Origin of the sequence: Micromonospora sp. NPDC093277 (assembly GCF_044765245.1) — a bacterium.
GTDB lineage: Bacteria > Actinomycetota > Actinomycetes > Mycobacteriales > Micromonosporaceae > Micromonospora.
The window spans coordinates 225,174-249,325 of sequence record NZ_JBIWJO010000005.1; the positions used below are offsets into that span (position 1 = coordinate 225,174).

Below are 24,152 nucleotides of genomic sequence, written 5' to 3' on the forward strand. Positions count from 1 at the left end.
AACGTTGAACAGCTGCGCGGCACACTGGCGGCGGCGGCATCAGGGTCCATTGTGGTCACGGGCCGGTAGGGTCACCATCATGTCGCCTCGAAGGCTTGTCCTGATGCTGTGCTTGGAATTGGCGTTGAGCCTTGTGGCGGTCGTCGCGCCGACACATTCGGCGTCCCCTGCGGTTGCGGCGCCTGCGGCTGTTGGTTCGTTCACCGAGACGAAGCTGTGGGATGCCACCGACACCAATGACCCGTACGTGCGCATGCATGTGCAGGCGTTTGTCGTCGTCCGCGCTGGCACGGCGCTGCCCGCCTCCGGCGGCGGACAGACCCTCACCGACGATGTCGTGCTCGCCATCACCGAGGGGCGTAAGTCCGACTGCGACTGCAGTAAGAAGGACCTGCTTCTGCGGCGCAGTGTGGATGGCGCGCGCACCTGGTCCCCGAGCGTCGTGGTGGTCTCCGACGACGCGCCCGAGGGCGACAGCATCGGAAGTCCGTCGTTGCTGGTGGACGAGCAGACGGGCGCGGTGTTCCTGTTCTACCGCGGCGCCAACGCGTCGATGTTCGTGAAGCGGAGCGACGACGCCGGCGCCACCTGGGGTGCCCGGGTGAACCTGAGTTCTCTGTACGCCACCAACCCGAACGGCTGGACGCATCAGAGCCCCACCCCGGGCCACGGCATCCAACTCGTCAACGGGCGCCTGCTGATGCCGGTCGGCCACAAGTCCTCCGGCAGTGCCCCCAACTACGGGGTCGACCTGCTCCTCAGCGACGATCATGGGAGCACGTGGCGGCGGAGCACGGCGATACCGTTTTCGGTGAAGTACCCGATCGGCGAGAGCCGGCTCTTCCAGCGCAGCGACGGCGCGGTCGTGATCAACGGAAGGTGGGGCGCAGGCGGGACCCACTACCGCATCACGTCAACCAGCACCGACGGCGGGACAACCTGGGCCCGGCCGGTGGTTGACGGCTCGATCGAGCAGTTCGTCGCCATCGACGCTGGCCTGATCCAGTACACCCGCGCACCGGTCAACCGGATCCTGTACAGCAGGCCGGATGCCTCGGCGCGGGAGAACATGACCGTCTCGGTCTCGTACGACGAGGGCGCCAGCTATCGATACAGCCGGGTGGTCAACCCCGGCACGTCCTACTACTCCGACCTCGCGTCGCTGTCCGACGGCACGATCCTGCTGATCTATGGACGCGACGGTGACTCACGCGCCTTCCCGGAACGTATCTCGGTGGCCCGCTTCGACCTGGAGTGGCTGACCAACGGGCGGGACAGCCTGGCCGGTGGGCCTGGGCTCACCCAACGCGAATACGAACTCGCCACCGCTTCGGCGCGGGCCGACACGGGTACGCCGCGGATCGTTTCGGACGCCAATGCCCGAGGCGGCAAGGTCGTTGCCTACGGAGCGAGCGCTGCCGGTAATTACCTCGAGGTTCCGTTCGATGTCCCCACCGCCGGCAGCTACGAGGTGGCCGTGCGCCTGCACCAGGGCAGCGACCGGGGTCAGATCCGCACAAGCATCGACGGCGTGGATCTGCCGTACGGCCGGGTCGATCCGACGATGACAGCGGTCGAGGGTTTCCGTGTCTATCCGCTGGGGACCTTCGCGTTGTCCGCTGGCAGACACTGGATCCGGTTCACTCTGGTCAAGGCTGGCCGTGGCGGCGGTAAGGTGATCGCTCCCGACGAGCTCGCGCTGACCTCCGGCGGGTCCCCCGCCGATACGCCGCGGACCATCGCGGACAACAACGCACCGTCAAGCTTCGAGATCGTGTCTGGCACATGGGACACCGACGCGACCGGGGTGGCCGGGTACTACGGCCAGTTCTACGCGACCCATCCGGCGGGCACCGGCAGCGCGGTGGCCCGGTTCCGGCCGGACGTGCCGATGACCGGGACGTATGAGGTGGCCGTCTGGTATCCCGCGCACTCGAACCGGGCCTCGAACGCGCCCTACGTGGTCAACCATGCGGACGGGCAGGCGAGATTCCGGGTCGACCAACGCGCTGAGGGCGCGCGGTGGGTGGTGCTGGGTGCCTTCTCGTTCGTCGCCGGCGACACGGCCACCATCGAGCTGTCCGACGACGCGAACGGGTACGTCATCGCCGACGCCGTGCGACTTGTCCGGATCGGTGGTGTGGTGGACAACGACACGGCAGGGTTCGAGGTGGCCTCCGGCGCGTGGAATCGGGCGACCGGGGTGCCCGGATACTACGAGCAGAGTTATCGCACGGCTCCGGCGGGCACCGGCGCGGCGAAGGTGCGCTGGAGGCTGGAGCTACCGGCGACCGGGGTCTATCAGGTGGCGGTCTGGTACACCGCGGACGGGAACCGGGCATCGAACGCGCCATACGTGGTGAACCACGCGGGCGGGGCAACGACGGTCCCGGTCGACCAGCGGATTCGGGGCTCGCAATGGGTGTCGCTCGGTGAGTATTCGTTCGCCGAAGGCACTGCCACCGTCGAGCTGACCGACAAGGCTGATGGGTACGTGATCGCCGACGCGGTACGGGTCGTCTATCAGGGCGTGGTCGTCGACAACGCCTCGACGAGTTTCACCGTGCTGTCCGGAACCTGGAACAACAATGCGAAGGGCGTCTCCGGGTACTACGGCGAGAACTACGGCAGCAGCCCGGCAGGCACCGGCACGGCCAAGGTCCGGTGGACGCTGGAGGTGCCGGCGAGCGGGGTGTATCAGGTGGCGGTCTGGTACACCGCGCACGAGAACCGGGCGTCGAACGCGCCGTACGTGGTGAAGCACGCGGGCGGGGCGACGACGGTCCCGGTCGACCAGCGCTCCCGCAACGGGCAGTGGGTGTCGCTCGGTGAATTCTCGTTCGCCGAAGGTACTGCCACCGTCGAGCTGTCCAACAACGCCGACGGATACGTCATCGCCGATGCCGTACGGATCATGCCGCAACACGGGTGAACCTCAGCGACGCTACGTAAGGAACCGCAGCAGGCCGGGCCGCTCATCGCGACCCGGCCTGCCGGGTGACGGGTTGGGCGGAAGCGCTGTTGGAGAGCACTTGCCGCGATGGCCACGCTCATCGATGAGGTCCGCGGGCTGACCGTGCGAGGTCCGCAAGACCAACGAGTCGCTCGGCTTCCCAGCCCTCCAACAGGTAGCGATCGGCGTAGGCCCGGATCCGCTCGGTGGTCAGTCGCGCCAGGCTGTCGACGAGCTCGGGGTTGACCCGCACCGTCCACGGTCCCTCGTACTCGGGGTCGGCCCCATCGCCCAGTGGCTCGTCCCGGCCGAACTCGCTCGGATCCCGGCCGTCGATCTCGCCGGCGAACTCCTCGACCTCAAGCAGCCAGCCCTTGCAGTCGACGTACGGCCAGTTGTTGCCGGCCGGCCCCACATTGAGATCCATCGCGTCCAACTCCTGCCCGGTGGCCGCGAAATAGTCCGTCAAGACACCCACGTCGCGGACTCTAGCGCAGACGGCACAGGCCCGCTTTCCACCCTTTGGACCCGGCATCATTTCAGGTCGGGCCGCGGCTCAACCGCCGCCACGACGCCCGGAGACCGCCACTGCCCAACACGCCTGGCTCAACTACCTGGCCCCGGACTGGTCTCGTCTCGCTCCGCCCCATCGCGCCGGATTGCCGCGTCCATGTCGTACCCGATCGCTAGGTTGTGCATGCATCCGGTCAGCTCAGGTCGGGCAAGTCTGCGCCGCGCCGCCGCCGTCGGCGTGGCCGGCGGGAAGTCAAGGAGGTCGGCGATGGCCAGCCCCGGTGTCACTGCTTCTGAGGAACTGGTCGACCCCATCGACCCGGTCGTTGACGCCGAGCGCGCCGAGCCATTCGATTCGGTGCAGGCGTACCGGTCAGCGATCGCCGAGGTCCGGACGGCCGCGGTGGCGTACTACGGTGGGTCGGGCCTGGTCATGGACGATGCGACCTACGACGCGTTGTTGGCACGGGTTACCGCGACCGAGGCCGCCCGCCCGGAGTGGAAGGCCGACGACTCCCCGACGGGGGTGGTCGCGGCCGGCGGCGGTGTGATTGGCGACGTCGAGCACAGCTCGCCGATGCTCAGTCTGGACAACGTGTTCGATGAGGAGACGCTGCGCAAGTGGGCTGTCCGGCTGGAGCGGTTGTTGGATGGGCCGGTGGGTGGATACACCGTCGAGCCGAAGATCGATGGCCTGGCGGTCGCTGCCCGGTACGTCGACGGGCGGCTGACCATCGTCGCGACCCGCGGTGACGGGCGGGCCGGTGAGGACGTAACCGGGCAGGCCCGGCGGGCGGCGGGGTTGCCTGCCCACCTGGCAGAGCCGTTGACGGTGGAAGTCCGCGGCGAGGTGTTCATGACCGACGTCGACTTCGCCGCCGCCAACGTGCTGCGCACCGGTCATGGCGAGCCGGCGTTCGCCCACCCCCGCAGCGCTGCGGCCGGCACGCTGCGCGCGCAGGACCGCGCCTACGACGCGCCGTTGTCGTTTCTCGCCTACGCCGTACACGGCCTCGACGGCGCCGACGGTGAGCCGATGCCGCACTCGGTCGCGATGGCCCGCGTCGGGCAGCTGGGCGTTGCGACGACCGCGACCTCGGCGGCCGGGATGCCGCTGTGCGCGAGCGTCGACGAGGTCATCGCCGCGGTGGAGGCTCTGCGCGCCGGCCGCGGGGAGCTGGGGTTCGGGGTGGACGGGGCGGTCATCAAGGCCGACCAGCCCGCCGACCGGGACCGGGCCGGTTTCTCCAGCCGGGCGCCGCGGTGGGGCATCGCCTACAAGTTCCCTGCCGACACTCGCACCACCCGACTTCAGCGCATCGAGGTCCAGGTCGGCCGCACCGGCGTGATCACCCCGGTAGCGGTGCTCGAACCGGTCGTCGTCGGTGGCGTCACCGTCACTTCGGCCACTCTGCACAACTTCGACGACCTGGTCCGCCGCAATGTCCGCGCCGGTGACACCGTGTTCGTGCGCCGCGCCGGCGACGTCATCCCCGAGGTCACCGGCGCCAAGCTCGACGACCGGCCGGCCGACGCCGCGCCGTTCGAGCCCCCGACGGTCTGTCCCCGCTGCGGCGGCGACATCGACCGCTCGCAGAAGCGGTGGCGCTGCACCCGCGGTCGGGCCTGCGGTGCTCACGAGTCCCTCGCGTACTACGCCGCCCGCGACTCGATGGACATCGAGGGACTCGGCGACAAGATCATCAACATGTTGGTGGCGGCCAAGCTCGTGACCGACCCGGCCGACCTGTACGACCTTGACGTGCCCACCCTAGCCGTGCTCGACCGGCTGGGCGAGATCTCCGCGGGCAAGCTGGTAGCCAACATCCAGGCATCGAAGGACCGGCCGTTGTCGCGGGTGTTGACCGGCCTCGGGGTACGGATGACGGGCCGGTCCATGTCCCGGCGGCTGGCCCGACACTTTGGCACCATGCAGGCCCTGCTCGACGCCAGTGTCGACGACCTCCAGCAGGTCGAGGGCGTCGGCCCGGAACGCGCTGTCACGATCGCCGCTGAGCTGGTCGAGCTGACCGGCGTGATCGACAAACTCGCCGCGCACGGGGTGAACATGAGCGAACCGGGCGGGCCGGCCGTCGTCGCCCCGGCCCCGAACGGCGCAGCAGCTCGTCGTCTCCCGCTTCAGAAGCCCGACGGAACCCCGATGACGGTCGTCGTGACCGGCACGGTCCCGGGCCTGACCCGCAATGAGGGAAACGAGGCCGTCGAAACGCTCGGCGGGAAGTCCTCCGGATCGGTGTCCAAACGTACCGACATGGTTGTCGTCGGCGACGGCGCCGGCACGAAAGCCGACAAGGCCGAGCAACTCGGCATCCGGATCCTGCCCGCGGACCAGTTCGCTGCCCTACTACGCGCCCACAGCGCCGGGAACATGGACGCCATCAGCAGGATTCTCGCCTGAGAGGGTGCGGGCCTGGACGGATCCTGTGCCGGCAGGTACGCCGACACCACCTGCCACATCGCGTCGGTCAGATGCCTGCGTGGGGTGGGAATCGGTGCTGGTCAGGCGGATGCGTTCGCGATGCCCAAGATTCGGGTCACCGCCTCTCGCGCATGGGGATGCAGCGTGTCCGGGTCGTCCAGGTCACCGCCCACGACGATGCCGTCGCGGAGCATCATGAGGATCATGGCGGCACTGTCCGGCTCGGGATGGCCGGCGTCGGCCAGTAGGTCGCGGAAGAATCCACGGTTCCACCGACGGTAGTCGGCGATGGTCTGGCGTACCGGGTGGGTCGGATCTGGATATTCGGCTGCGGCGTTGGTGAACGGGCAGCCGCGGAACTTTGGGTTGGCGGCGTTGCTGACCAGAAGGTCGAAGATGCGCAACAGCGCCTCCCGTGGCCCGGGTGCGTCGTGTCGCACCGCCTCCAACGCGGTGCGCTGGCGCCGGTACTCCTCGTCCAGGTACCCGCGTACGAGTTCGTCCTTGGCAGGGAAGTGGTGGTAGAAGGTCGCCTTGGCCACGCCTGCCTCTGCGATGATCCGGTCGATGCCCACGGCGTGGACACCTTCGGCGTAGAACAGTGCCGACGCCGTTTCCAGCACGCGGCGGCGAGCGAGGCTTTCCCGCGATCTGACGTTCACTCCTTGACCGTAGCAGACAGGTCTGTCTAGGCTAGACAGCGAAGCAGACAGACCTGTCTGTCTATCTATCCTAGAAGCGGGAGTGGTCATGGGATCAGTCATTAGGGAGATGGTCATCGACGCCCCAGCGGATGACGTCTGGGCCGTCGTGAGCGACTTCGTGGACGGCCCCCTGCGCATGTCGGGCGGCGCCCTGGTCGACAGCAGGCTCGTGGAGCAGGACGTACGAGCGCTCACCTTCGCCGACGGCACCGTCGTTCGGGAGCGGCTCGTCGCGCGCGACGAGCCAGCCCGCCGAATGGTCTATGCCTGGGTCGCGGACGACGTGACACATGACAACACTTCAATGCAGGTCTTCCCAGAGAGCGGGGGGCGATGCCGCCTGGTCTGGATTCACGACACGTTGCCGGACGAGCTCACCGGCTGGCTAGCCACCACGATGGACCGGATGTCGCCGTTGCTCCAGCAAGCCCTCAAGTCCTCGTAATGCGCTTGCTGGCTGCGGTGCCGGACAGGCCGCGGTGTAGCGAGGGAGGATTGCACCATGCATGTGGAAGTTCTCGTGGTTCTCGATTGTCCCCACGCCGAGACCACCACCGCTGTTGTGCGGCGGGCACTCGACGACCTGGGACTCGACCGTACGCGGGTGACGACCACCGTGGTCGCCAGCCAGGCCCAAGCTGAGCAACTCGGCTTCGTCGGCTCACCTACCGTGATGATCGACGGTAGTGACCCTTTCGCTGATCCGGCCCTGTCGCCTGGCCTGGCCTGCCGGCTCTACCACGGCGACACGGGATTGACGGGAACGCCCCCGATCCAGCACGTCCGTCGAGCGCTCCAACGGGCAGCGGCCGGCTGAACGTGACGTTCCGCCGATCTTGCATGGTGCGAGTGTGGAGTGCCGCTCGTGGTGAACCGCCGAGCCGCCGCTACCAGTCGATCTTGCGCGGATCCCCACGAAAACTCGTGTCCGAGGCGGATGCCTTGAACAAAATGCGGGATCCCCGGCGCACACGCGCCGGGGATCCCGTGATCAGTTGGCGGGTCTTGTCAGCCCACGCCCATCGGCTTCGGAGGGTTCGGACCAACTTTCCAGCTCACGAGAGTGGGGCCTTGGATCGCCCAGCCGAGGCCCGCGCTGTATCCGCCGTAGTAGTAGTAGCCCTTCCCTTCCGTGCGGACTCCGGCGCCGCCGTTCGCACCGATCAATCCCCGAGCGGCTGTTACTCCCGCAGAGCCCAGTTGGTCCTTCGGAAGGGCCGACGAATAGCCAACGGATACACCGCCGTACATGTTTGCTACTCCCGTGGCCTTCTTCAGCAGCGACAACTTCGACAGGGCCTTCGGGTCGGAGCCGGAGGAGAGACCGCCGCTGAGCCCGACGACCGCTGAGCTGTCCTGATAGGTCACAGAAAGGCAGACCATCAGGCACACAGAGGCGCTGAAGTAGATGTGGCGGAAGAGGCTGTGGTTGCCATATTTGCTAGGACCCGAGTCGCCCGGGTTGGGGCCGCACCTTGTCGCGCTGGTGACGCCGTACTTGGCGATGCACGAGTGCCACCATTTCTCGCCCTGTGTCATCGCCGCCTCGCGTGCCTTGCGTTCGGCCGCCGCCTTGGCCCGTTTGGCCGCGTACTCCCGGGCCAGCCGCCGTGCCTCGGCCGCCCTGCGCTGGTAGTCGCAGCCGTCGCAGTAGTGGTGCGCGGTCCCCCCGGTGCTCCCGCTGTTCACCCGGCGGCTGTAGTCGCAGCCGTCGCAGTAGTGCTTGGTCGAACCGCCTCCAGAAGACTTCTTTTTCTTCTTGCCGCTGCCCGACTTCTTCTTTTTCGGCTGGTCCTCGTTGTTGTAGCCGCCGCACCCGTCGCAGTAGTGGCCGCCGGGGAGCAACCGCCACCGACCATCCGGGTCACTCATCGTGACCGGCGTGTTGTTGGCGTACGCGTACCCGTTCATCTGTTGCGGATCGTTGTAGTCGATCAGCGGGTCGACGGAGATGAACCGTCCGGTGTCCGGGTCGTACTCGCGGGCGCCGAGGTGGGTCAGGCCGGTGGACGTGTCGACGGTACCGCCGACGTACCCCTTCTCGGTCGGCCAGTTTGGCGACGCGCCGCGTTGTTCCCCGAAGGGCAGGTACCGGCGCTGGGTCACGGCGAGGTCGGTGGCGCCTACCGAAAGCTGCGCGGTGCCGACCCGGTCGGCCGCCTCGAAAGACAGCCCGTTGGTGGAGGTCCGCACCGCGGTGACACTGCCGAGACCGTAGTAGCGGGTGGCCGACAACTGGCCGGTGGACCTGGTCAGCTTCAGCTCGGTGTTGCCGAGGTAGAGGGTGATCGCCCCCGGGTCACGGCGGATCAGCCGGTCGCCGTCGCCGTCGTAAAGGAACTCGGTGAGCTTGCCGCCCTCGGTCACCGTGGCCACATGGCCCTCGACGTCCCAGGTCAGAGTCTGACTCGAGCCGGACACGGTACGCGTGGTGGTGTTGCCCGTCGCGTCGTAGTCGTAGCTGTTGGTGGTGCTGCCGGTGGTCACCGACGCCAGGCTGTGCGGCCCGTGCCCGGCGGCCGGATACGCCGACGTGCTCTTGGTGCCGGCGCCCGTGGTGGTGTTGTAGTTCGTCTCGGTGCGCCGGTTGCCGACCTTGTCGTACGTCCAGTCCTGCCAGTACGGTGCCGGTCCGCCGAGCACCGAGGGGCTCGGCGCGGCGGCGCAGGCGTCCGTCGCCGTCCAGGCGCTGGTCAGGCGATGCAGGTAGTCGTACTTGAAGCACTGGGTGTCCGCCGGCCCGCCGGAGGGCCGGTCGGCGATGCGGGTGACGTTGCCCGAGGCGTCGTAGGTGTAGTTGACGTCGGCCAGGTGCATCGGTGAGACGTTGCGGTCGACGAGGGCCCGGGTCAGTCGCCGGGTGGCGTCGTCGTAGGTGAAGGTTTGCACCAGTTGCTTACCCGTGACGGCCTGCAGGGTGTACTGCGTCGCCTCGTCGTACGGGGTGTACAGCGCGTCGCTGAGCAGCGTGCTCAAACCGGTCTGGGCGGTCTTCAACCGCCCGTCGACGTCGTAGCTGTAGCGCAGCGTCTCCGCGGACAGCCCACCGACGGCTGGGTAGGTGCTCAGCAGCGGCAGGCCGGTGTCGGTGTAACCCGTGCTGAACCGGTACGTGCCGGCGAGTGCGCCCTCAGTCGACGGGATCGTGAGGGTGCTGCCCAGCGATCGGTAGCGCAGGTCGTAGCCGTTGACCGCTTCCGTGTAGGCGTTGCCGTTCACGTACCGGGTGGTGCTGGCCAGTTGCCCCTTCACCACCACGCCGCTGGTCAGCGTGTCGTACGTCCAGCCGACCCGCTTCGGGCCCGAGGTCGAGCTCTCGTACTCGCCGGTCTTGCGGCCGAGCGGGTCGTAGCTGTATGCGAGCGTGACCCCGCGCGCGTCGGTGGCGGTGAGCATCTGGTCGGCGTTGTCGTAGGTGTATTTGGTGGTGCCCTTGTCCGGGTCTTCCTCCCAGTCCTTGCGGCCGCGCAGGTCGTGGTGGTTGCGCCAGACGTTGCCCGCCGGATCGGTGACGGTCTCGACCTCGCCGGCAGGGGTGTACGTGTACTTGGTGGCGTCGTAGGTTCCGCTGGGTGAGTCTCCCGTGTACTGGCGCAGTTCGACGGTTTTCCCGTCGGCGTCGGTGATGGTGGTCGTCGGGGTGTCGCCGGCGGGTGGGTCCACATTGACCCGGTCGCCGCCGTAGGTGGTGGTGGTCCGCCACTTCTCGGTGCCGTACGACAGCGTGATCCGGTCGGTCTCCCGCTCGTCGCCGTCGAACACGAAGCGGGTCTGCGCCGGGACGGTGTTGTCGGTGACGGTCAGCAGTGTGGTCCCCGCGGGCTGGTCGTTCCAGTAGGCGCCGTTCTGCTTCACCACCAGGCCGCGCGAGTCGTAGAAGGTGTCGGTGACCACCCGGCCACCGTCGGTCGCGGGCTTCTGGGTCTGACGCGGGCGGAGCCGGCCGTCGAAGAACTCGTACCGCGTGTTGTATGTTCCGTCGTCGCGGATGTTCTGCGTGGTCACCACGATTGGCGCGTTCTTGCCCACCAGGTAGGAGAATTTCGAGGTCGCCGTGTCGCCGCGAGTCTTGGACCGGTCCGACAGCCAGACCGCGGTGATCCGCCCGACCGGGTCGTGGGTGATGTCCGTACGCCGGCTGTTCGCGTCGACGACGGCCGTCTCCTGCCCCCACGCCGGGTCCAGCGTCTTGGTGACCGCGTGCCCCATCGGGTTGGTGACGGTGCTGCTGGTGACGGGCCCGCCGGTTGTCGGCGTGAACGCGGTCGTCGTCTTCTGGTTCAGCGCGTCGTAGTTGGCCACGGCGCGGCCGTGGATGTCGTACTCGGCCCGGGTCGACTGCGCGTAGGTCGGGGTGCTGTTGGAGTACGACGCCAACTCCTGGGTGAGCGTGATGTCACCCTTGGTGGGGGCGGTGCCGAACGTGGTCGACCCGTCGTAGAAGGTCCGCACGTCGGAGATCACGTCATTCGGGTACGACGGCGTGGCGGCGCACGGCACGGAAAGCCGCTCCTCGCGCACCTTGAAGTCGACCAGCCATTTCGCGGTGTTCCGCGCATAGGTGATGCGGTTGCACTCGTCGTCATTGGTGCTGGAGGTGTCACCGAGGTCGTTGACCTGCGACGGCAGCCCGTACGTGTCGTACGTCGTCTGCACCTCGGTACGCCGCCAGCCCCCGGCGGCCAGGGCCAGCCGGCCGCGCTTCTTCGTCACTCCGACCAGGTACGCCTTCTTGCTACCACGGGTCGACGTCGGTGCCGAGGTCCACGGGTCGTTGATCTCCCCGTCGAGCACGCTGCCGCCGGCACCGTTGTAGGTGATCTCCTCCCGCCTGAAGCCAGCCAGGGCGGGATGGTCCGTGATGGCGACCCCCTCCGAGTCGGTCACCGTGACGCTGCGGGTGCCGGTGGAGGTCTTGTCCCCGTCCATGCCGCGCAGGAACAGCACCTCGGACTGCGAGCGCACCCCGCCGACGGCGCCGTTGGTGGTGCGCACCTTGGCAAACCCGCGCCACTGGCTCCAGGTGCGGTACTTCGCCGGGGTGAGCTCGTTGTCGTCGTATGCCCAGGCGCCGCCGCCGAGGTACTCATAGTCGGTCTGCTCGATCCCGGCCACCCCGGACACGTCGTCTTCCAGCACCTGCAGCGCCACGTACTTGTGGAACCAGTCGAGCTTGGGCTCGATGGCGCCCTCAGGAATCCAGTAGCCGGGGAAGCACCGCTTGGTGTTCGAGTCGGGGGTCGGCGGGGCGCTCCGGGTGCACTCCTTGCCGGAGTAGTTGACCCGCACGTGGCCGCCGAACTCGTCGTAGACGTCGGTGAGCCGCCACTTGTACATCGGCGGGATACCCTCCTCGGCGTCCACCCGGTTCTCCAACTGGACGCCTTCGAAGGTCACCGCCGGCAGAGCCAAGCTGCCGCCCACCTTGCCGGTACGCGTCACCGACGCCAGCCACAGCGCCGGGGAGGTGCCGTCACCGGGCTCGCGGAACTGATAGCCGAGGGTCCAGACGTCGACGTCCCGGTAGGTGGTGCCGGACACCCACACCTTCGTGGTCACGCTGGCCAGCCGCTTGCGCGTCCAGAACGTCGGCGCGTACAGGTTGGTGCACGTCGCGCCGGCGGCACAGTTCTGGTCGTACGGCACGTCGGGCCAGTTCTTGGCGGTGTCCTTGGTGATCGCCCCGGTGCCGCAGGTGGCCCCCGCCGCGCACCGCTCCTCCGCGCCGAGCACCACCCGCATCGGCGCGGCGGCCGAGTACATGGTGTCCGAGCGCTGCCCGTAGTCGATACGGCTCAGGTAGCCGCCGCGGTGGTAGGCGGTACCCGCGGTCGCGGTCCGGTTACGGCCGTAGTAGTTGGTCTCCGTGGTGTAGAAGTACGACATGGCGTTGCCGTGGGGATCGACGACGTAGTCGAGGTTCCAGCGCCACGCCTGGTCGCAGTACGATGCGGCGAAGGTGCTCGCGTGGCACGGCTCGCCGGAGTCGTTGCCGAACACCGGCGCCGTCCAGGTCGAGTTCGTCACCTCGTTGCCGCTGGCCCAGCCGGGCAGCCGGTTGAGCCCGTAGAAGTACTGGGTGCCATCCCGCGTGGTGATCTTCCAGTACTCGCCGTCGTTGTCGCCGTTCGACGCCCCGGTCAGGCGCTCCACCTTGGATCCGTCGTCGTTGCGGGGGTGCCAGGCCCCTGTGGTGGCGTCCTTGATCAGCTCCACGGTCTGCCCGTTCACCGCGAGGAAGGCGTTGTCGGTCTCCCAGCACAGGTCGTACGGCTTCGGGGTGAACGTCACGTCGTCGGAGCAGGACTTGTAGCGCCGCTCGACGAAGCCCTCGCTGAGGTCCCAGCCTTCGCCGACCCAGGACGACTGGTTGTTGGTCGACGCGGTGCGCCCGTCCACGCCGCCGGACGAGTACTCCAGCTCGAGGTCCGGCTCCGGGCCGCCGAGGCCGGGCACCCCGTCCATCGGATACGTCCAGGTGAAGTCCCCGGACGGGCCTCCGGCGTCCCACGACGACGACGGCGACAGCTTCGTCGCCTGGTAGTCGCCCGCGCTGCCGGCCGGCGCCGCCGTCGCCGCGAGCACGGCCATCTCCGCCGCCGCCACCGGCACGTCGGCGGTGAGGCGTCCCTCCTTGGCCGCGTTCCGGGTCGGCAGCGGGGTGCCGGTACGGCATTCGACCTGTTCGGGTGTGGTCAACGCGCACGCGGGCAGCTGGACGAGACGCAGCCGGGATGCCCAGTCACCGCCGTACGCGTGGCGGAACGAGGAGTAGTCGACCTGCACCGCCAGGCGATCGTCGGCGGAACGGGCCGCGGCCGCGGTCGGGGTCGCCGGGGTCGGCGCGGCGCCGTCCTCTTCGCCGGTGGAGACGGTCAGGAGCAGGCCCCGCACGCCGGCCTTGTCGGTTGCGGTCCGGTCCAGCACCCGTACCCGGGCCGACGCGGGTGCCGCCGTCTTCGTCGTGGGCTGCCCGGCGCCGCGCCCGAGCCAGACCGGCAGGGCGCCGGCCCGCACCCGGCCGGCGCCGGAGCTGGGCACGGCCACCTCTGCGGTGCCCGCCGCAGGCCAGGCGACGGATGCGGGTGTCCGCTGCACGGCGGCTGCCGCCGGGTCGGCCGGCGTCGCCCGCGCGGCGAAGTTCCGCCCCGGCACCGAACGCTCCGACTGCACGGCGGGCCGCTGCCAGGCCGGCGCACCTGCTGCCGGCGCGGCGGTGACAACCAGGCCACCGGCCCCCACCACCGCCGCCACCGCCGCAGCCGTGGCGCGGCTCTTCGTACTCCACTGTCTTTTCACCGCATGCCTCCGAGCTGGTGACGGCGCCTACTGGGGGTTGGCGATGGCGCTGTAGAGATTGAAGATCTCCTGGTCGCTGAGCGTTCCCGAGTACGCCCGCACGTCATCGATCCCGCCGATCAGCCACTGCGAGAAGGTGACGTTCGAGGCCTGTCCGCGACCGAGGAGCACGGCGCCACCCGCGTTCCAGGCGCTGACGTGGTATGTCTCGTCCACGGCCTGCCCATTCACATAGAGGCGCAACCGCTGCGTCTGCGCGTCGTACACTGCGGCGAGGTGGGTCCACTCCCCCACGGTCGGGACGTCGAAGAGGTCCACCGCCTCGCGCAGTTCCGCCCCGGACGCGTCCTGCGCCGAGCTACGTACCGACCACAGGTACATCCGATAGTCGTCGCTCCACGACCAGCCGAGGTTGAACCCGCCGACCTTGCCGCCGAGCTGGCTGACCGCGATGCCGTTCTTGCTCAGCGCGTCCGGCCGCACCCAGGCGGTCACCGTGTAGCTGGCGTCGGTCCGGATGGCCGGGCCGGACGTGGTCAGCACACCGGTGGTGCCGTTGACCGCCACCGCGTTGCCGGCGACCCCGGCGATCCGCGTCGTGCCGCTCGACGACCAGGTCGCCGGACGCGAGCCGGCCGCGTCCGCGGCGGTGGTGCCGGACGTCTCGTCGAGCTTCCAGTGCCCGGCCAGCCGCGGCACCTGCTGGAGTTCACCGGGGAGCAGGATCCGGTCGTAGGCTCGCACCTCGTCGATGTCCCCGGGGAAGAAGTCGACCAGGGTGTCGTTGGTCAGCGCCCGGCCGATCGTCAACGGCCCGGTCCCGGTCCATGCGGCGTTGTAGCTCGCCGTTGCCTGCAGCACACCGTTGACGTAGAGGCGGATCTGGCCCGCCGACTTGTCGTAGACACCGGCCAGATGCACCCATTCGCCGACCGGTACCGCGGAGACGGAGTCGACCGTCACGTAGCTCGGACGTTCCACGCTGTCGGCGACCGGGAACGACCACCGCCACCGATCGGTGGCCGAGTAGTACTGCAGGTAGAACGAGCTGCGGTGGGTGCCGTCCTGGCTCAGCACGCCGCGGTTGCCGGACTTGCTGGTGATACGCGCCCACGCGGACACCGAGAACGACTTCGAGGTGTCGAGCACCGCGCCGCTGGTCGCGGCGTGGTCGTCCTTGCCGTCCAGGTGCAGCGCCCCGCCGGTCACCCCGTCGGTCCAGGTGGCACCGCCGGAAACAGCGGCATCACGGCCGTTGCCCGAGGAGTCGACGGCGACGGTGCCGTCACCCGACTCGTCCAGCGTCCACTCACCGACCGGCCCGGACGGCGCGGCGGCGTAGAAGACCACGGTGGCCACCTCGGAACGGTTGGCCGCCTTGTCCACCGACCGCACGTGGATCCAGTTGACGAACCGGTCCGGGGTGACCGAGACGGTGACCGACCCACCCGCGGTCGCCGGGTTGGCCTTCTTGCTCAACGCGGTCGCGTCGCCGTTGAGCGCGTACTCGTATGAGGTGACGTCGCCGCCACCGTTCGCGCCGAACGTCACCGACGAGCCGCGCCCCATCACCGCGTCGCCCTCGGCGTTGTCCGGGAACGCGGTGGAGGTCGCGGTCGGGATCGGGGGCCGGCTGGTGTCGATCTGGAACTCGCACCAGGCGCTCCATGCGCTGCTGTCCGTACCGTCCTCGGCCCGCACCCGCCACTTGGCCACCGCGCCGTTGCCGAACGCGCCGGACGGGATCTGCTTGGCCACCACGGTCGCGGTCTTGCCGGCCACCGACGCCGACGTCCACTCCCCGACCGGCGCCGTCCCGTCCACCTTCCACCACTGGAAGTGCGCCTTGACCGCGTTGTCGACGTCACTCACCGTCGCCCGCAACGTCGGGGTGGCGGCACCGACCACCAGCCGCCCCGACCCGGTCGTGCAGGTCGCCGACCCGTCGGTGGTCAGGCTCGTCGGCGCGTTCGGCACCGTGTTGTACACGATGGTGATCGACGGATTGTTCCGGAACCGCTTCCACGAGTGCGGGTCCCGGTTCGACTCCGCCGTACTCGACGCGCGCATGCCCTGGGTGATGCTGCTCCAGCCGTTTTTCGCGGCCTTGGCCACGTGCGCGGTGACGCTGAACTCGGCACCTCCGGCCGGGCAGCTCGACGACGACCACCCCTTCGCGAAGCTCTTCGCCGCGAGCTTGCTGATCCAGCTCGGCTGGTTCTTCCACGTCGTCGACGAGGAGATCCCACCGGTCTCCCAGACCTGCACCTCACGCGCGGTGCACGAGTACGACCACACCTCGTGGGTCTGCAGCGTCGCCGAGAGAATGTGCTTGCCCTTGACCCCGCTGACGTCGAACCTGAAGAACGAGCGGGTCAGTTTGCCGTCCTGGGCGTCGTAGCCGACCCGGGCCTCCTTCTCGGCGTCGTTCGCACCGTTGTAGAACGAGGTCCCCGGCAGGTTGCTCCACACCTGTGTCCACGCCGTCCGGGCCCCCGACCAGGACGGGTCGATGTAGACCGGGTAACGCGTGGCCGACCCGGTGAGCAGGCCGCGGTCCGGCACCAGGGCCAACTCGCCGGCCGTGGTGGCCACCCGCATCGACCTGACCCGCCCACCCGGCACCGTCCGCGAACCGCTGCCGCTGGAATCCCACATGTACGGCGCGGGAGCCTGGAAGACCGCCTCACCGGCCGTGTCCACCGCGGCCAGGCTGCCGTCCTGCGCCGCCCGTACCGTCACGCCTCTGGTGCTGGTGAGCAGCCGCAACCGGGTGAGCGCCGGATTCGCCGCCGCTTGCGCCGACTTGACCACCAGCACCTGCGAGAAGCCCTCGACACCGGCGCGCACGGTCAGATCCACCCCGGGCAGCACCTCCGGGTACGTGGCCGTGTCATCCGCCAACACCGGCGCCGGCAACCGCCCCGGCCAGCGCAGCAGCAGCTCTGTGCCATCGCGCCGCAGCCGAGCCAGTGGCGCGTCCCCGCCGCCGGAGAACGCCATGTCGAGCACACTCGCCGCCGGCACCACCATACCGTCGGGTGCGACCTGCAGCGTGGTGTCGACCGGCTTCCACTCCGCGCCGCGGCGCACCCGAACCGGTTGCACCGACTGTTCCAGCGTGAACGAGCCGTCCGGGTTCGCGAACACCTGTTGCCGCTCGGTCCGCAGCGCGCTTGCCTCCACCCGTCGCCCGGAGGCGACCGCGGCAGCGCGCGCGGCAACCTCACCCAGTTCGTCCGAGCGTGACGGGGCGGCGATCACCGCCCCCGTAGCGGGCTGCGCCAGGACCGCCGCCCCGGCGATCGCCGAGCTCATCAGGGACGCGAGTATGGCCGTTCGGAGCCGGCTGGGCCGGCCGGTGCGGTGGGCCGGCGGGGCAGGCGCCGACGTGCTGCGGGACCTCGTGCCGACCAGGACAGCTATATTGATCTTCGTCCACACAGGAGCAGGCTAGAAGGCGCGACCCGCCGGAGCCACCGTGCACAATGCTCGATTTACTCCGCGAGGTGTGCACGGTGCTCACCCACGGCACGGAGGGCATGGACGACGTCGTAGATGCCCGACCCGGTCGTCAGCAGGTCGCGGTTGAGCAAGCGCTCGACGACGCGCAGGCGCGCCCGGACGGTGTTCCTACTCAGGCCCAGGGCCCCGGCGGCCTGCTGGGCGTCGGTGTTGGCCTCGATCCAGGACCGCACGGTGAGGTGAAGGTTGCGGCGCTCGGCGTCGCAGAGGGGCCGGAGGAATGTCTCCGCCCACGTCATCGCGGGCTGCGTGCGCAGCAGCTCCCCCAGGCTCGGCGCGGCCTGCTGGGTGTCGCCCGGATCGTATTGGAGGCCGCTCTGAAGACTGCTGAGCGACAGCGCCAGGTCGAGCGTCGCCCGGCCCTGCACATCGTTGAGGTCAACTCCCAGCGCCTCCTCCGCCCGCTGGCAGTGCGCGGCGACGGTGTTGCGACCGATGTGCAGCAGGCGGGCCACCGCGGAGCGGGGAAATGCCACCGCCAGGCGTGTGATGTCCAGGGTGAGTTTCGGGAGGGCGTGCAGGGGCGCCACGTAGGCCCGCGCCCAGCCGACCGCCGCCCGGCGGGGCAACAGGTGCAGCAGCGAGGGCTCGCCGCGGTAGGCCGCCACACGGCCCGGGGAGTTGCGCGCGACGGCCAGGGCGTGCAGGGCCTCCCCGTAGGCCGCAGCCGTGGCGTCGAGCGGGTGCAGCCTGCTGACACCAAGCGCGTAGGCCGGGTTCTCCCTGACCAGACGCTGCAGCACCGCCCCGTGGCCGAGGTGCCCGACGGCGCCCGAGTCCTCCGCGATCGGACAGATCAGGTGCTCTGCGAATGCCGGGCAGTGCACCATCAGACCCGGGCCGTGGTAACCAGAGGTGTCCTGGTAGGAGCGGACCAGCCGGTCCCGGTCGGCGGGCGGGCAGTGCAGCAGATACACCCGCAGCCGCTCGGCGTCCAGCAGTGGCGGCACGTCACCGGTGGTCATCCGCCTGGCCAGCGTGACGTCCCCCGCCATCAACGCCGTCAGCACCCCGAACCGCACCTGCCGCGCCTTCTGCTCGTACCCGCGAAAGCTGTCGTCGGCGGCCAGCGCCCGGCCCAGAAGTTCCACCAGTCCTCCGGCCCGTGACGCCAGCGCCGCCGCCTCGCGCGACAACCCGCCGGCACTGACCGTGACCAGGACCGGACGCGGCTCACGCTCCCCAAAGGCCTCAAGGTATACCTGCGCTCCGCCGACCTGCGCCGTGACCGCAGCCAGCCGCCCTGCGGCCAGGTGCCGCATCTGCTGTTCCAGCGCGTCGAGCACCGTACGCCGGAACCCGGCCGTCGCGGCTTCGACCGTGGCCGCGCCACCGACCCAGGCGGCCTCTACCCCGATTCGCCGCCCCAGCCAGTGCAGCACCTCCACCGGCGACCCCTGCCGCCGTGCCACCCGCACCAACTCGTCAAGATCATCAGCAGACCCTGGCACCCCCACCGCCTGACCCCCGCGTCAGCCGACAACATCAGCACTCTGGGATACATCCACAACATGTCCCTCGGCTTAACCAATGGCAAAAAATTGCCCATTCGTTACCGCATCCCCCGCTACGGCTCGCATTCGAGGCAACGGAGCAAGACGCGGGCAAGGACCCTCGTCGGGGCCGGGACGCGGCTCATGGCCGAACGTCAGGAGGTCCACCAGCACCTTGCCGACCCGCCCCGGCCTGAACAAGCCGGTGGGCGTCGGCGGTGCGGCGCAGCGGGAAGCGGACCAGCGGCAGGCCGCGCTCCTCCCCGACCGGCAGAGCACCGTCGCGGACGGCCGCGGGGACGTCCTCGACGGCGGTACGCGCCTACCGGCCTGCCATGCAGAGGACCAGGAACTGCAGGCGCATGTTCAGCACCATGCTCTGTCCCACGTTGAGCACGACCGGCCAGCCGCCCTCGTTGGCGTAGGTCGCGTTGCTGCCGCGGGTACGCAGTACGGCGAGGTCCAGGGCGAGGTTCGCCCCCGTTTGCGCTGAGGCCGTCCATCCTCCTATGGATCGCCACGTCAATGGGCCGTCTGCCGGCCCACGACGATCGTCGTGACCGGGCAGTCCGTCCACACGGACCTGTTGCGGCTCCTCAAGAGATGCTCAAGTCCCGTTCACGCGATCGCTCAATGACGAGAATGCGCATACGCTCACCGCCAATCCAGCCGGCCCGTACATCCGACCGAGGCGGCTCGAACATCTGAGGCCGCCCGCAGGCTGTGGTCACGGACCGGTCCAGCCGGTGGGCGACGTCGGAGTCCGACGGCCGTCATGGCACGAAACGGGCATGGGGTCGTTCTATCCGGAAAGGACGCTGGTCGGATGGCAGGGACACGGACCAGGTCACGTCGGAGGCGCCTACCAGCGCTTCCCGTGCTGGCACACCTGTTCGCAAACCATGCGGTTGCATGTGGGCGCAAGCCGATCCGCCTGACCGGCGAATCGGCTTTCCCTGCTCTGCCCGGCAGGAGTTCCGTTTCCTCCCCGGCCTGAAGGCCGAGGTATCCACGGAAGGAATCTGATGACCCACTCCCGAAGAGCCCTCGGTGGCGTCCTGCTGGCAGGTCTGCTGGTGGGCGCCAGCCCCGGCTCGATGGCAATCGCCAATGCAGGCAGCAAGGATCTGTCGCTTGGCATCCAGTCCACCGTGTCCCTGCCGTCACAAGCACAGGGCAACCCGCCGCCGTGGTCCGGCAAGGCGTTCCGTCAGGGAGTCGTGGCGGTCGCCAACCCGTACGCCGCCGAAGCCGGCGCCCAGATCCTCGAACAGGGTGGCAACGCGGTGGACGCCGCGGTGGCAATCGCCTACGCACTCAACGTGGTGGAGCCGCAGTCGGCCGGCATCGGCGGCGGTGGCTTCATGATGATCCACCTGGCGGAGACCGGCGAGACGGTTGCCATCGACTCCCGGGAGCGCGCGCCGGCCGGTGCGACACCCGACATGTTCGTGGGCGTGCCGAACCCTTCGCTGCAGGGCGTGGCCGTCGGTGTGCCGGGGATGGTGCGCGGCACCGAAATGGCGCTGGAGCGCTACGGCAAGCTGTCGCTCGCTCGTACGCTGCAGCCGGCCATCAAGCTCGCCGACGACGGCTTCGCCGCCACTCCGCGCTATGCGGAAGCCAGCTGCAGCAGCCGGGCGCGGAACTCGCCGGAGGCTGAAGCGTACTTCTGCGCAGGTGGCGTACCCCCGGCGGTCGGCTCGCTGGTGCAGAACAAGCCCCTCGCCGAGACTTTCCGCCTGATCGCCACCAACGGCGCCGACTGCTTCTATGTGTACATGCCGGAGAAGGGCTGCGACATCGCCCAGGGCATCGTCGAGGGCCAGAGGTTCAACCGTCCGCAGGCCCCGAACGGCAAGGGCGGCAGTATGACCCTCGCCGACCTGGAGAACTACCAGGCGACGCTGCGCACGCCGGTGGAGAGCACCTATCGCGGTTACAAGATCCGGGCGATGTCGTCACCGTCGTCGGGCGGCTTGACCGTGGCCCAGATGCTGAAGATGCTCGAGCCCCTACCGGTCGGGGATGAGAGCCAGGGCTTCGGCTTCGGTTCCACGAAGACGGTGAACGTGATGGCCGATGCGATGCGGGTCGCGTTCGCAGACCGGTCGATCTGGATGGGCGACAGCGACTTCGTGCCGGAGCCGGGCCGAGGGCTGCTGCACCCGGATTACGTCGCGCTCCGCGGGGCCGCGATCGTGCCAGGTGCGCGGATCACGCCGAACCCGTCGCCGGGAGACCCACGCCCGTTCGAGGATCCGGACGTAGCGGCCGGCACGTTGATCCCGACGGCCGAACCGGTCACCGGGCCAGGCGAGACGACCACGCACTTCACCGCGATCGACAAGTGGGGCAACATGGTGTCCTACACCAACACGATCGAGTCGTCGCACGGCATCGGCGTGTTCGCCGGCTACCAGGGCACGGATGCCTCGTTCCGCAACTTCGGTTTCCTGCTCAACAACGAGCTGACCGACTTCAACCTGACGCCGACCGTCAACCCCTACACCGGCGGGCCCGGGTTCAACGATGTGCAGCCGGGCAAGCGGCCGCGCAGCAGCATGACGCCGACCCTGATCCTCACGCCCGACGGCAAGCCCTTGGTTGCCTTCGGCTCGCCCGGGGGCTCCACGATCATCAACTCGGTGTTCAACGTCGCGCTCAATCTCATCGACCACAAGATGGGGATCCAGGAAGCGATCGACGCGCCTCGCGTGTCGGTGACCAGCGCGACAAGTTCGGTCTCGATCGAGGACGGATTCCCGCAGAACACCGTTGACGGTCTGCGCACCCTCGGCTACACGCTCAGCACCGGCGCCGACATCGGTTCGGTGCAGGCGGTGGTGGTCGATCCGAAGACCGGCAAGCAGTACGGCGGCGCCGACTCCCGCCGTGAAGGCACCGTGATCGGCTTGCCAAGGCCGCGGTCGTCCTGAACCACGGTCCGGCGCGGAGCCCCGGTATGAGGTGGTCTGCCGACAGATCACCTTCAGAAAGGGGTTCCGCGTCGGGCGGGCAAAACCGCTCGAGATCGCTGGCTCGCCGGGCCGGCCTCGGGCGGCCGGTGACAGTCTTGTCATCTGTGAGCCACGGCGGGGTCACGGGTGGTCAGAATCGCGGCTATGGACCGACCTGCGCGCCTGTCCGCCGTGTTGCTGGCCGGGCTGACCGTTCTGCTGGGTGGGCTCGCGCCGGGCGTCGCTCAGGCGCACATCGGTGGCCAGCCGGTCCCCGATGCCGCCTACTACCGAGCCGAACTGCATGCCGTCACGCCGCCCCGGCCAGACATCCAGGTGCAGGTCGATCCCGGCGGCGAGTGGATCGAGCTGACGAACAACGGTCCGGACGAGGTGATCGTTCTCGGCTACACCCGGGAGCCGTATCTGCGAATCACCGCCACGTCCGTGCAAGAAAACGAACTCTCCCAGACGACGTACCTGAACCGGAGCCTGTTCGCCGACAGCGTGCCCACCGGACAGGACGGTGGCACGCTGGCTCCGGCCTGGAAGACGACCAGCACGAAGGGCACCAAGCGTTGGCACGACCACCGGATCCACTGGATGGGCCAGGCGCGGCCGCCGGTGGTCGCCGCCGATCCCCGCCATCCCCACCCGATCGGTGACTGGACGGTACACACGACGATCGCCGATCAGCCGCTGGTGATCACGGGTGACCTGCGGTGGTTGGGAAAGCCGGGCGCGGCGGACGGCTCGCCGGCCGCGGTGCCGTCCTGGCTGCTGTGGCTGATCGAAGGGACCCTCGTACTCGTCCTGCTGCTCGTAGGTCTGCTGATCCACCAGCGCCGACGATCCCCGACTGCGCCGGAGCAGGCCGCCGAACGCCCGGCACGGGTCATTGGCTAATTTCCAAGCTTGCCACCAGGGCCATCGAGCCTGGTGGTCCAGTGGTGGCCGCCGCCGGTGACCCTCGTTTGGGCGCTGTCGTTCGTCCTTGAACGACCTGACGATGGCCAGCCCTGGCGAGCTCAGCGGGCCCGAACAGCCCGATGGTGGGCCAACAGCCCAGCACGTGAGCACGGGCGCGGGTGCTCCGGCTGCTGACCGGCCGCAGCCGCGTCATTCCACCGGACGATCTCGCCGTTGCGAGTAGGTCTGCAGCGCCTTGAAGATCACCCGGTCGGTCCGCTCTGAATACGGTGCCGGACGCTGGTCGGGGCCGCTGGGGCTTGTCGTTCGAGGGGTTGTCGGAAGCGGTCAGCGGTCAGCGACGGCGTCGCTGAGTCGGGTGGCGAGGTCACGGATATGTGTGATCAGTTCGGGTGGCTGGTGGATCTGGAAGCGGAAGCCGAACAGTGCGACGTAGATGGCGAGTTCGTCGAGGGAGTTGGATCCGGTGTGCAAGAGGCAGGTGTGCGGGTCGACCGCTTCGATGACACCGACGGTGGGTGGGATGCGTTCGGCGGCGGCCTCTGCTGGCACGTGCAGGGTGATCTGGGCTTGGTAGCGGTACGGCGCGGTGGACACGCCGCGGTGGAGGTAATCGGCGAGGTTGACGTCGGGCGCTTGTCGTGGGGTGAATCGCGGGCCCGTCGGGATGCGGGGACGGATCCGGTCGACGCGATACGTACGCCAGTCGCGCCGGTCGGTGTCCCAGCCGATCAGGTACCAGCGCCGGCCGGTGTGCACCAGTCGGTGTGGTTCGGTGTCGCGTACCGAGTCGGTGCCGTCGTGGCGTTGGTAGTCGAAGCGGAGCCGCTGGTGCTCGCGGCAGGCGGCGGCGACGGCGGTCAGCACGTCAGGGTCCACGGTGGGGCCGGTGGCGGGGACCGTGACGGTGACCGAGTGCAGCAGGTTGACGCGGTGGCGTACGCGCGACGGCAGCACCTGTTCGAGCTTGGCCAGTGCGCGTAGCGAGGTTTCCTCGATGCCGGTCACCGTGCCGCTGGCGGCGGTGCGTAGCCCGATGGCGACGGCCACGGCCTCCTCGTCATCGAGTAGCAGCGGCGGGAGTTTCGTCCCGGCGCCGAGTCGGTAGCCGGCCGCACCGGGGGTGGCGTGCACCGGGTAGCCGAGGTCGCGCAGCTTCTGGATGTCGCGGCGCACGGTCCGCACGTCGACCTCAAGGCGTTGCGCCAGGTCGGCGCCGGTCCAGTCGCGCGGGGTCTGCAGCAGCGAGAGCAGACGCAGCAGCCGGGCGGAGGTTTCCAACATGCCCGGAAGTCTGCCAGGAAGCTAGGACCAGATGTGTCCTAGCTCGGCCGT

At 69.0% G+C, this 24,152-nt stretch carries 13 protein-coding genes; 6 read left to right on the forward strand and 7 right to left on the reverse strand.

Annotated features, from left to right (window positions below):
- Positions 1 to 253 precede the first annotated feature (253 nt).
- Complete coding sequence (locus tag ACIRG9_RS13525) at positions 254 to 2,932, forward strand: exo-alpha-sialidase (RefSeq protein WP_402854962.1); 2,679 nt, start codon at positions 254 to 256, stop codon at positions 2,930 to 2,932.
- Positions 2,933 to 3,050: 118 nt separating this feature from the next.
- Here ACIRG9_RS13525 and ACIRG9_RS13530 read toward each other — a convergent pair whose 3' ends face one another.
- Positions 3,051 to 3,431, reverse strand: a complete 381-nt coding sequence (locus tag ACIRG9_RS13530) for a hypothetical protein (protein WP_402854647.1) — start codon at positions 3,429 to 3,431, stop codon at positions 3,051 to 3,053.
- 192 nt (positions 3,432 to 3,623) lie between these two features.
- Here ACIRG9_RS13530 and ligA point away from each other — a divergent pair, with 192 nt between their 5' ends.
- Positions 3,624 to 5,885, forward strand: coding sequence for an NAD-dependent DNA ligase LigA (gene ligA, locus ACIRG9_RS13535; RefSeq protein ID WP_402854649.1), 2,262 nt, complete (start codon positions 3,624 to 3,626; stop codon positions 5,883 to 5,885).
- Between the two features lie 101 nt (positions 5,886 to 5,986).
- Here ligA and ACIRG9_RS13540 read toward each other — a convergent pair whose 3' ends face one another.
- The gene (locus ACIRG9_RS13540; RefSeq protein WP_402854651.1) at positions 5,987 to 6,568 is read right to left on the reverse strand and encodes a TetR/AcrR family transcriptional regulator; all 582 of its coding nucleotides are present in this window, start codon (positions 6,566 to 6,568) and stop codon (positions 5,987 to 5,989) included.
- A gap of 88 nt (positions 6,569 to 6,656) precedes the next feature.
- On the opposite strand from ACIRG9_RS13540, the gene ACIRG9_RS13545 reads away from it, so the two are divergent.
- Both ACIRG9_RS13545 and ACIRG9_RS13550 read left to right on the forward strand, forming a co-directional pair.
- Entirely contained in the window at positions 6,657 to 7,055 is a 399-nt protein-coding gene (locus ACIRG9_RS13545) for an SRPBCC family protein (RefSeq protein ID WP_402854653.1), read from the forward strand.
- Positions 7,056 to 7,214: 159 nt separating this feature from the next.
- Entirely contained in the window at positions 7,215 to 7,427 is a 213-nt protein-coding gene (locus ACIRG9_RS13550) for a hypothetical protein (RefSeq protein WP_402854655.1), read from the forward strand.
- Between the two features lie 191 nt (positions 7,428 to 7,618).
- Here the strand turns inward: ACIRG9_RS13550 and ACIRG9_RS13555 are convergent, their stop codons facing one another.
- The 4 genes from ACIRG9_RS13555 to ACIRG9_RS13570 all read right to left on the reverse strand — a co-directional run bounded on the left by ACIRG9_RS13555 (position 7,619) and on the right by ACIRG9_RS13570 (position 19,453).
- Positions 7,619 to 13,909, reverse strand: coding sequence for an RHS repeat-associated core domain-containing protein (locus tag ACIRG9_RS13555; protein WP_402854657.1), 6,291 nt, complete (start codon positions 13,907 to 13,909; stop codon positions 7,619 to 7,621).
- Between the two features lie 27 nt (positions 13,910 to 13,936).
- On the reverse strand, positions 13,937 to 17,227 hold the full coding sequence (locus ACIRG9_RS13560) for a LamG-like jellyroll fold domain-containing protein (protein ID WP_402854659.1): 3,291 nt from the start codon (positions 17,225 to 17,227) through the stop codon (positions 13,937 to 13,939).
- Between the two features lie 179 nt (positions 17,228 to 17,406).
- Entirely contained in the window at positions 17,407 to 18,846 is a 1,440-nt protein-coding gene (locus ACIRG9_RS13565; protein ID WP_402854661.1) for a helix-turn-helix domain-containing protein, read from the reverse strand.
- Between the two features lie 403 nt (positions 18,847 to 19,249).
- Positions 19,250 to 19,453, reverse strand: coding sequence for a hypothetical protein (locus ACIRG9_RS13570; protein WP_402854663.1), 204 nt, complete (start codon positions 19,451 to 19,453; stop codon positions 19,250 to 19,252).
- Positions 19,454 to 19,952: 499 nt separating this feature from the next.
- Between ACIRG9_RS13570 and ggt the strand changes: the two genes are divergently transcribed.
- Together ggt and ACIRG9_RS13580 are read left to right on the forward strand one after the other, a co-directional pair.
- Positions 19,953 to 21,866 carry a gamma-glutamyltransferase gene (gene ggt / locus ACIRG9_RS13575; protein ID WP_402854665.1) on the forward strand — a complete coding sequence of 638 codons (1,914 nt, stop codon included), beginning with the start codon at positions 19,953 to 19,955 and terminating at the stop codon, positions 21,864 to 21,866.
- Positions 21,867 to 22,052: 186 nt separating this feature from the next.
- Positions 22,053 to 22,793 (forward strand): hypothetical protein, encoded by a 741-nt coding sequence (locus tag ACIRG9_RS13580; protein ID WP_402854666.1) that lies wholly within the window; start codon positions 22,053 to 22,055, stop codon positions 22,791 to 22,793.
- A gap of 351 nt (positions 22,794 to 23,144) precedes the next feature.
- Here the strand turns inward: ACIRG9_RS13580 and ACIRG9_RS13585 are convergent, their stop codons facing one another.
- A complete protein-coding gene (locus ACIRG9_RS13585) occupies positions 23,145 to 24,101 on the reverse strand; it encodes a helix-turn-helix transcriptional regulator (protein WP_402854668.1) in 957 nt (318 codons plus the stop codon).
- Positions 24,102 to 24,152: the final 51 nt, after the last annotated feature.